This is a genomic window from Terribacillus sp. 7520-G, from assembly GCF_002271665.1.
In the GTDB taxonomy this organism is placed as follows: domain Bacteria; phylum Bacillota; class Bacilli; order Bacillales; family Amphibacillaceae; genus Terribacillus.
Genome location: NZ_NQFP01000038.1, coordinates 1 through 9,710 on the forward strand (window position 1 = coordinate 1; position 9,710 = coordinate 9,710).

Annotated in this window: 8 protein-coding genes; 6 read left to right on the forward strand and 2 right to left on the reverse strand. The window is 43.7% G+C overall.

Translation table 11 applies throughout. The features are described from left to right. Positions 1-92 precede the first annotated feature (92 nt). Positions 93-707: a YesL family protein gene (locus tag CHH53_RS13480; protein ID WP_095216651.1), complete on the reverse strand. Its 615-nt coding sequence runs from the start codon at positions 705-707 to the stop codon at positions 93-95. A 223-nt stretch (positions 708-930) separates the two neighbouring features. Here CHH53_RS13480 and xylF point away from each other — a divergent pair, with 223 nt between their 5' ends. The 6 genes from xylF to CHH53_RS13510 all read left to right on the forward strand — a co-directional run bounded on the left by xylF (position 931) and on the right by CHH53_RS13510 (position 8,985). After that, positions 931-2,016: a D-xylose ABC transporter substrate-binding protein gene (gene xylF / locus CHH53_RS13485; protein WP_233135108.1), complete on the forward strand. Its 1,086-nt coding sequence runs from the start codon at positions 931-933 to the stop codon at positions 2,014-2,016. A gap of 132 nt (positions 2,017-2,148) precedes the next feature. Next, positions 2,149-3,684 carry a xylose ABC transporter ATP-binding protein gene (locus CHH53_RS13490; RefSeq protein ID WP_095216653.1) on the forward strand — a complete coding sequence of 512 codons (1,536 nt, stop codon included), beginning with the start codon at positions 2,149-2,151 and terminating at the stop codon, positions 3,682-3,684. Continuing rightward, the gene (locus CHH53_RS13495; protein WP_095216654.1) at positions 3,659-4,834 is read left to right on the forward strand and encodes a sugar ABC transporter permease; all 1,176 of its coding nucleotides are present in this window, start codon (positions 3,659-3,661) and stop codon (positions 4,832-4,834) included. Before CHH53_RS13490 ends, CHH53_RS13495 begins: the two co-directional genes overlap by 26 nt. Positions 4,835-4,838: 4 nt before the next feature. After that, positions 4,839-6,161 carry a xylose isomerase gene (xylA, locus tag CHH53_RS13500; protein ID WP_095216655.1) on the forward strand — a complete coding sequence of 441 codons (1,323 nt, stop codon included), beginning with the start codon at positions 4,839-4,841 and terminating at the stop codon, positions 6,159-6,161. Between the two features lie 75 nt (positions 6,162-6,236). Beyond that, the gene (gene xylB / locus CHH53_RS13505; protein ID WP_095216656.1) at positions 6,237-7,736 is read left to right on the forward strand and encodes a xylulokinase; all 1,500 of its coding nucleotides are present in this window, start codon (positions 6,237-6,239) and stop codon (positions 7,734-7,736) included. A gap of 286 nt (positions 7,737-8,022) precedes the next feature. Next, positions 8,023-8,985 (forward strand): TRM11 family SAM-dependent methyltransferase, encoded by a 963-nt coding sequence (locus tag CHH53_RS13510; protein ID WP_095216657.1) that lies wholly within the window; start codon positions 8,023-8,025, stop codon positions 8,983-8,985. Between the two features lie 216 nt (positions 8,986-9,201). On the opposite strand, the gene CHH53_RS13515 is transcribed toward CHH53_RS13510, so the two are convergent. Beyond that, positions 9,202-9,666 carry a GNAT family N-acetyltransferase gene (locus tag CHH53_RS13515; protein ID WP_095216658.1) on the reverse strand — a complete coding sequence of 155 codons (465 nt, stop codon included), beginning with the start codon at positions 9,664-9,666 and terminating at the stop codon, positions 9,202-9,204. Between the last annotated feature and the right edge of the window lie 44 nt (positions 9,667-9,710).

The window sequence follows — 9,710 nt, forward strand, 5'->3', positions numbered from 1 at the left end:
TTCCCGTGGAAAGCGGAGTGTTCTGCCGAAGCGGCGCTCAAGATAAGATTCGGTTTTAAACACTGGGGAATTAGTTATGTCCCAGCCTCCTTTTATGCGCTGTTTTTTTTATTCATTCCAGTAAAAGCATGAAGGCAAAGCCACATAGTCGTAAAAGCAAAAGCACTTCCACCAAATAAAAATGCCAAGGAAGGAAGCGCATACATCATGAGTGTTAAACAAGCTAGACAGATAATGATCATGAGAGTGTGCAGCGGATGAATCAGCATGATGAGAAAGGCATGCTTAATGATTGACCGGACATTCAAATCAAAATGGACAAATGCCGGAAAAAGATAAAATAAGAAAAGGAAGGAAAACAGGATAAATACCAGCAAAGGAATGTGGAACCACGACAAGACAGGGGGAAGGAAGTGCAAATACCAAATATCAAGGATGATTATCACCATGAGCATGGCAACGAATATCCCCAATTTATTACTTTTCCAAAATTCTTTTTTATATGATGACCAAAACGTCCCAAGCAGCGCAGCATCGGACTCTCCTCTTAACCAATTCCTGATGATGGTGAACATGGCAGTGGTGGAAGGGAAAAATCCTAAGATAATCCCACCGGTGAAGGTGAATAAGATCCACAGGACATTCAAATAAGCAAAACGGGTGATCCATTCCAATATGAGATAAATAGAACTGCTGATTCTCTCCATTTTTAAACCTCCGATTTCTGTTAGTCTATTGGGACAGCTTGCTTAGGAATCCGTGAAAACACTTACATTATAAGGCAATGGATTGCATTAGTATACGTTTATTGCAGGGACAGGCAATGGAATATTTAAAATAAAACTTAGTTTATCGTATAGACAAACTAAGTTTTCGATGATATTATCAAATGGAAAATGGATTATCAAAAGAAGCGGAGGTGTAGGTTACGTGAAGAAATGTAAGGGCTTACTTTTGCTGGGCTTGGTTAGCTTACTTCTTTTTGTCTTAGCAGCCTGCGGTCAAGATGTTGGTAAAGACAGTACTGACGACTCTGGAAGAGGAGAGGGAGGCGATAAACTTAAAATTGGCTTATCCGTTTCAGATTTGACACTTGAACGCTGGCAGCATGATCGTGACTTTTTCGTGGAGAAGGCAGAAGAGCTGGGTGCAGAAGTCCTTGTCCAATCTGCAGATGGTGATGAAGCGAAACAGCTGTCCCAAATCCAAAACATGCTGTCCCAGGATATAGATACACTTGTCATAATCGCAATCAATTCCGATGCTCTTTCGACTGTTGTAGATCAGGCAAAGGCAGAAGGGATTTCAGTCCTTTCTTATGATCGTCTGATCAATGGGGCAGATATAGATGCCTATGTATCTTTTGATAATGTGCGTGTAGGCGAAATGCAGGCTGAATACCTCACAGAACAAGTACCGAGAGGAAAATATTTCTTGATGGGCGGATCTCCGACAGACAATAATGCCAAGTTATTCCGGGAAGGTCAGCTGAATATCCTGCAGCCGCTCGTGGACAGTGGGGATATTGAAATCATCGGTGATCAATGGGTGAAGAACTGGGATGCAAATGAAGCCCTCAAAATCATGGAAAATGCGCTGACCGCAAATAAAAATGACGTCGATGCAGTCGTGGCATCGAATGACAGTACTGCTGGCGGGGCAATTCAGGCTCTGGAAGCCCAAGGTCTGGCAGGGAAAGTGGCCATATCCGGACAGGATGCCGATCTTTCCGGAGTACAGCGAATTGCAGAAGGCACACAGACAATGACTATTTATAAGCCGATTAAAGAAATTGCGACAAAAAGTGCCGAAGTGGCAGTCCAGCTGGCAAAAGGGGAGGAAGTCAAAGCTGACTCCACCATCAACAATGGAAAGATGGATGTACCATTCATCAAGCTCGAACCAATCCAGGTGAATAAAGATAACTTGGCTGATACCGTGATCAAAGATGGATTTCATTCACTTGAGGATGTATATAAAAACGTACCAGAGAGTGAATGGCCAGCTGCTGGGTAATATGGAGCCGGAGATTATTTATTCATAAGGACAGGTGACGGAATGGCATCAAAATGAAAATCAAGCTGGATGTACCTTGTGAACTCTGGAAAAGTCCTAACAATCAATCAGTGGCGGGAGGGACATACAGGCATGTATGCACTTGAAATGAAAGGCATCACAAAGGAGTTTCCGGGTGTACGTGCTTTGGAAGATGTGACGTTTTCCGTTAGAAAAGGAGAAATACACGCGCTCTGCGGAGAAAACGGAGCAGGGAAATCAACTTTGATGAAAATACTCAGCGGTGTTTACCCTCGGAATAGTTACAGCGGAAAAATTGTCATTAACGGAAACGAAGCAGAGTTCAAATCAATCAAAGAGGCGCAGGATGCAGGTATAGGGATCATTTATCAGGAACTGGCGCTGGTGGAGGAAATGTCGGTTGCAGAGAATCTTTTCCTGGGCGATGATCTGATGAGAAGAAAGTTTATCGATTGGAACAGGATTTACTCTGAAGCCAAGAAAAAGCTGGAACAAATCGGACTGAATATAGACCCGCAAGTCAGAACGGGTGATTTATCTGTAGGGAAACAACAATTGTTGGAAATCGCAAAGGCGCTTACGAAAAAAACGGAGATACTCATCCTGGATGAGCCGACAGCTGCGTTGACGGAGAGTGACGTGAAAGTATTGATACAATTGCTGAATGGCTTAAAGCACCAAGGTGTCACCTGTATCTACATTTCCCACAAACTGGGGGAAGTTTTGGAGCTTGCCGATACTGTGACAATTTTGAGGGATGGGAAGACGATCAGTACCGATCCTATCGAAGATATGACGGAACAAAAAATAATCTCCAAAATGGTCGGGCGTGATTTGACGGAGCTTTTTCCATATGAGCCGCATGCAATCGGAAAAGAAAAAATCCTGGAAGTGAAAGATTACGCTTTTACAGATGAAACAGGAAAAAGATTGCTCGCGGATGTGTCATTCCATCTTCGAAAAGGAGAGATCCTTGGTTTTGCCGGATTGATGGGTGCCGGACGTTCAGAGTTGTTCGTCAGTCTGTTTGGAGGTTACAAAGGCAAGAAGAAAGGAACTGTCTTGATAGATGGGAAACGGAAAACCATCAAAAAGCCTTCAGATGCCATCAATGAAGGAATGGCTTATGTCTCTGAAGACAGGAAGCGTTACGGATTGGTGCTTGGGATGGATATAACAAAAAATACAACGCTGGCCGCCCTTGATAAAGTGATGAATATAAAAGTGATTGATCGTGCATTGGAAATCAAGCATGCAGCCATTATCACAGAAAAGATGAAGTTAAAAGCTCCCGACCTTGAAACAAAGGCTGGTCAATTGAGCGGCGGTAATCAGCAAAAGGTGGTACTGAGCAAATGGCTGATGAACAAGCCAAAAATATTGATCCTCGATGAGCCTACCAGAGGAATCGATGTAGGAGCCAAGTATGAAATCTACAAAATCATGAATGAACTTGTCAAGGAAGGTGTCGGGATCGTCCTTATTTCTTCGGAGCTTCCTGAAGTGATGGGTATGTCCGATCGAATAATCGTCATGTCCGAAGGAACGGTTGCTGGGGAATTCCTAAGGGATGATGTCACTCAAGAAAAGATCATGACTTGCGCAACAGGAGGGGATCGAAGTGAACAGTCCGCTTCCATCGGCTAATGGAGCAACGGAAAAACAGCGGAAAATCAGCTTTAAACTGGACTATCAAGCATACACTCTCCTCTTTGCATTAGTGTTGATCGCCGTTATTTTCAGTGTTTTCACCGGAGGGGAGTTCCTGTCATCCAGGAATATTTCCAATCTATTCACACAGATGTCGGTGATTGCTGTACTGTCAATTGGAATGACGTTGATAATTGTTGCCGGTCATATCGACTTATCTGTCGGATCTTTGGTCGGGCTGCTTGGCGGGATAGCCGCTATATTACAGGTCTGGCATGGCTGGGGTACCATACCTGTGCTCCTTATCACGGTTCTTGCCGGAGCATTGCTCGGATTATGGCAGGGATGGTGGGTGGCATATCGGGCAGTACCTGCTTTTATAGTTACGCTGGCTGGTATGCTGGTTTTCAGAGGCATATTGATCGGAATCAGCAAGGGGCAAACGGTAGCACCTATGAATGAAGGTTTTAAACAAATCGGAAACAGCTATCTTCCATATGTACCAGGGTATATCCTGGCGGCAATCAGTATTGCCCTATTGGTATATGGAACTTTTAGAAATCGCTTTAAACGGAAGCAATTGGGGCTGGTCGTAGCCAATGGTTTCATGGATTATGGAAAAGCAGCCGTGTATTCCTTTTTCATATTGTTGGCCACCTATATGTTGAATCGCTATTTGGGAATCCCTGTTCCTATATTCATCGTTTTGATACTGGCAGCCATCTTTATTTTCGTATCCAACAAGACTGCATTTGGACGCTATGTCTATGCAATCGGAGGGAATCAGGAGGCAGCAGCATTATCAGGTATCAATATTAAATGGAATACACTTTGGGTTTTCATCTCGATGGGAGCGTTGGCGGGAGTCAGTGGGATCCTGCTTACAAGCAGACTGAATGCGGCAACTGTCAGTGCCGGCGACATGTATGAATTGGATGCCATAGCGGCATGTGTCATTGGCGGGACCAGTCTTATGGGAGGTAAAGGGAAAATCACCGGTGCTTTGATTGGCGCCCTGATAATGGCCAGCATCGACAATGGAATGAGCATTATGAACATAGAAGCTTTTTGGCAATACATCGTAAAAGGTTTGATTCTCATATTGGCTGTTTGGATAGATATTTCAAGCAAAAAAAATAGGGGGTAATGTTATGGCTTATTTTGAAAACGTTGACAAAATCGTCTTCGAGGGTGCTGGTTCTACCAATCCGCTTGCCTATAAATTTTATAACCCGGAGGAAAAGGTCGCTGGGAAGACAATGGAAGAAATACTCCGGTTTGGTGTTGCATTTTGGCATACGATGACCATGGATGGTTCCGACCCATTCGGCAGCGGGAATATGCTGCGCCCATGGGATGGATTCTCAGGTATGGACTTGGCTAAAGCACGTGTGGAAGCAGCATTTGAGTTTTTCGAAAAGCTGAATGTACCATTCTTTTGTTTCCATGACGTAGATATTGCGCCTGAAGGAAGTTCCTTGGCTGAGACAAATAAAAATCTCGACACAATCGTTGCCATGATCAAGGAGTATATGAAGACTAGCAAAACGAAGCTTTTATGGAATACAGCGAATATGTTTACCCATCCCCGCTTTGTCCATGGAGCAGCGACAGCGGCCAATGCGGACGTGTATGCTTATTCTGCCGCCAAGGTAAAGAAGGGGCTCGAAATAGCCAAAGATCTTGGAGCTGAGAATTACGTGTTTTGGGGCGGACGTGAGGGATATGAAACGCTATTGAACACAGATATGAAGCTGGAGCAGGATAATTTGGCCAGATTCTTGCATATGGCCGTTGATTATGCAAAAGAAATTGGTTTCAATGGGCAGTTCCTGATCGAGCCAAAACCGAAAGAGCCTACAAAGCATCAATATGATTTCGATGTAGCCACAGGGTTAGCTTTTCTCCAAAATTATGATTTGAAAGATCACTTTAAATTCAATATTGAAGCAAATCATGCTACATTGGCAGGCCATACATTTGAACATGAACTGCGGGTCGCACGCATCCATGGTTTATTAGGTTCCGTTGATGCAAACCAAGGTGATCCGCTGCTTGGCTGGGATACCGATGAATTCCCGACCGATTTATATGCTGCCACTCTGGCGATGTACGAAATTCTGCAAAATGGCGGACTTGGTAAAGGCGGTTTAAACTTTGATGCGAAGGTAAGGAGGGGATCGTTTGAAGCAGAGGATCTTTTCCATGCACATATTGCAGGGATGGACAGCTTTGCAGCGGGTCTGAAGACAGCAGAGAGATTGCTGGAAGATCGCGTATTGGAGGACTTCATCGAAACTCGTTACAGCAGCTATGAAAGCGGGATAGGAAAAGAGATAGTGGAGAATAGAACGGACTTTCATAAGCTTGAGGAATATGCTTTGGGATTAGGGGAAATCAAAAACACTTCAGGGCGTACAGAACAGTTGAAAGCGACAATCAATCAGTACTTATTAACTGTCCTGACAGAATAGGCAATCAGGGGATATACCAGATGAAGGGATTTCATTTTGGTATATCCCATTATTTCGTGAAAAGGGGGAGAGGAATTGAAATATGTGCTTGGAATAGATTTGGGAACAAGCGCTGTAAAAATACTGCTCCTAAACAAAGCGGGAGAGGTTTGTTTGGAGGAAACCAGGGCTTATCCTTTGATCCAGGAAAAATCCGGATTCAGCGAACAAGATCCAGAAGAATGGATACATCAGACGATTGACGCCCTGCAAAGCTTATCAAGGAAATTCGAAGGAAATATCGAAGACATAGAAGGGATCAGTTTTTCCGGTCAGATGCACGGCCTAGTCTTACTTGATGAAAAGGGAAATGTCCTGCGTCATGCAATCCTGTGGAATGATACACGCACTACCGGACAGTGTAAGGAAATCCATGATAGAGTCGGCAAGGAGAAGCTTTTGTCAGTCACCAAAAATTCGGCACTTGAAGGATTTACCCTACCGAAATTATTATGGGTAAAAGAAAACGAACCAGAATCATTCAGCAAGGCATCGACATTCCTGCTTCCAAAAGATTATGTCCGTTACCGTATGACCGGACACATAGCGACCGAGTATTCCGATGCCGCCGGAACGCTCTTATTAAGTATAAGTGAAAAAACATGGAGTGGGGAGATATGTGAAATCCTGGGTATTCCACCTTCTTTATGTCCACCGCTTGTGGAATCGCATGAGTGCGTCGGGACATTGACTTCCGCTTTTGCTGCGGCATCAGGGCTGTCCCCGTCAACTCCTGTGTTTGCTGGAGGGGCAGATAATGCCTGCGGAGCCATTGGATCCGGAATCTTAAAGGAAGGAGACTCCCTTTGCAGTATCGGAACCTCTGGGGTCATCTTGTCTTATGAAGACAATGGTGAATTGGATTTTGGTGGAAGGGTGCATTATTTCAATCATGGCAAAAAGGATGCGTTTTATACAATGGGTGTCACTCTGTCGGCAGGGTACAGCCTTCATTGGTTCAAAGATGTTTTCGCCAAAGATCAAGACTTTGAATCTTTGCTGGACGGAATCGACAAGGTACCAATCGGATCCAATGGATTGATTTTCACACCGTATCTTTCCGGCGAGCGAACTCCTTTTGCTGATTCGATCATTCGCGGAAGTTTTATCGGAATGGATGCTGCTCACTCTATCAAGGATTTTGTCAGGGCCGTACTGGAGGGAATCACATTTTCCCTCCATGAATCCATCCAAATTTTCCGTGAAAATGGCAAAGTCATCAATACCATTGTCTCTATCGGCGGCGGAGCAAAAAATGATACATGGCTTCAGATGCAGGCGGATATCTTCGACGCCACGATTGTGCGTTTAAAGAGTGAACAAGGTCCTGGTGTCGGAGCGGCAATGCTGGCAGCTGTCGGTGCCGGATGGTTTTCCACACTTGAAGAATGTGCCGATGTATTTACTGGAAAAATGAAAGAATTCAAGCCGATTGCTGCAAATGTGCAAAGATACAAAAAATTATTCCGTGTTTATCAGGAAGTATATGTTTCTACCAAAGGCTTAAATCAACAACTTAAGGCATTCAGGAATTAATTGCAAAATATCCATCCTAGGATCCGTCAATTGTCTTATCAAGAATCTAAGCCAGGTCTGCTGGGAGGCCTGGCCCTCTTTTCATTTCCATGCCTCTTCTAAGATAAACCCTTCCCCAACCTGTCTGTTCCCTTTTCGGACCTGTCTGGGATTCCATGACTGAACAAACTTGGAAGTCCTGCGGCAATTTCTTCATTATGTGGTTTTATACGCCGCGGGACAAATGCACAGGTTCTGTTATAATGGATATCTATAAAAGAAATCACGGTTAAAGAAAGGCAGATACATGACGACTGCAGTGATTGCACCAGCGGAATATCTATACACTTATACGACAAGCAGGGAAGAATACTCGCTTCGCAAATTGGAGCAAAGAATGCTCTTCGGACAAGAAGCAGACAACATTATCAAAAGCACGAAAGAAATCGATCCAAGCAGGAGTCCATTCATAAAAGGCAGGCTTTCCATTCTCTATTCAGGAGCGTCTATCGTCGAGATTGCCCAGCAGGTCCGTCTGTTGGAGCTAAATGACAAAACCTTCAAGGTACTTTACATAAAAATTAATGACCTTTCCGATGGACGGAAGATAGAATTTGACGAACAGCGGGCTATTGAGAAGGAAGTTGGATGGAATATTATAGGGAAGGCCAAAATGCAAAATCCGGATTTTCTCTTCGGAATCGTTCCCTTTAAAGGACGCTGGTATTTTGGAAAGTATCAAGCGAGCGAATCACTGTGGCTGAAACATTCAAAGAAACCACATGAGTACTCGACGGCCTTAAGCACTCGTTTGGCCAGAGCCGTTGTGAATATCGCCGTTCCGGATCCAGCAGGTATCCGCGTGATCGATCCATGCTGCGGAATTGGCACGGTCCTCGTGGAAGCCCTTTCGATGGGTATTCCCATTCTCGGAGCCGATCGAAATCCACTTGTAGTGAAGGGTGCACAGAAAAATATCGCGCATTTCAATTACCAAGGCGCTGTGGCTGTAAAAGACATAGCCGAGCAGGAAGGTCATTATGATGTGGCAATCATTGACATGCCTTATAATTTGTATGCTCGTGCCACTGCGGAGGAACAATATACCATTATTAAGCAAGCACGAAGGATAGCCGATAAAGTCGTCATCCTGACTATCGAAGATATGGATGAGATGATCAAGAAGGCGGGTTTTGTGATAATTGACCGCTGTGTTGCCAACAAGGGGCTCAAGGCATCATTCTCAAGGCAGGTTGTGGTTTGTGAATGATATCTTGTAAATTCCAGACAGCCATCTGAATGGATCCAGGCGGCCGATCCATCAATATGTGAAGGAAAAGGTTGTAATATGCAGTCATGGTTAATGATGACTTGAATGCTTTGGTAGATACTTACTGAGAAAAGAAATAGATAACTCCTTGACTTGATTATTAATGTGAGTAGGAGCGTCATTGCTAAAAAAATACATAAGGGAAGTGCTTTTGCGTTACAGGTGTAGCTTTAAACCTTCGTGTGATGGCTTAAATCCTAACTTTTCATAAAAATGAAGTGCTTCGGGTCTATTTTTATCTGTAGTCAATTGAACTAAGTGACATCCACGTTTTTTTGCGCGGTGAATTGCCCATTTAATCAATTCAGATCCTACACCCTTCCCACGTACGATAGATGCAGTGCGAACACCTTCAATTGTAGCTCTCCATCCGCCCTGATAAGTAATGAACGGAGTAAACGTAATCTGCTGAACACCGATAATCTCACTGCCATAACAGGCTACTATCAGTTCATTGTTTGGGTCAGAGTTTATAGATTGAAATGCATTTATGTAACTATCAGGCAAGGGGTGTTTATAATCTTCTCTCTTACTTCCTAGAATATCATCTGATAACATATACACTATTCTGTCAAGATCTTGAATTTTTGCCTCTCTAAAGATAATTTGATTCAAATTCATTAAGATCACCTTCTTATATCTTAGTAACTTAAAAATTCAACTTT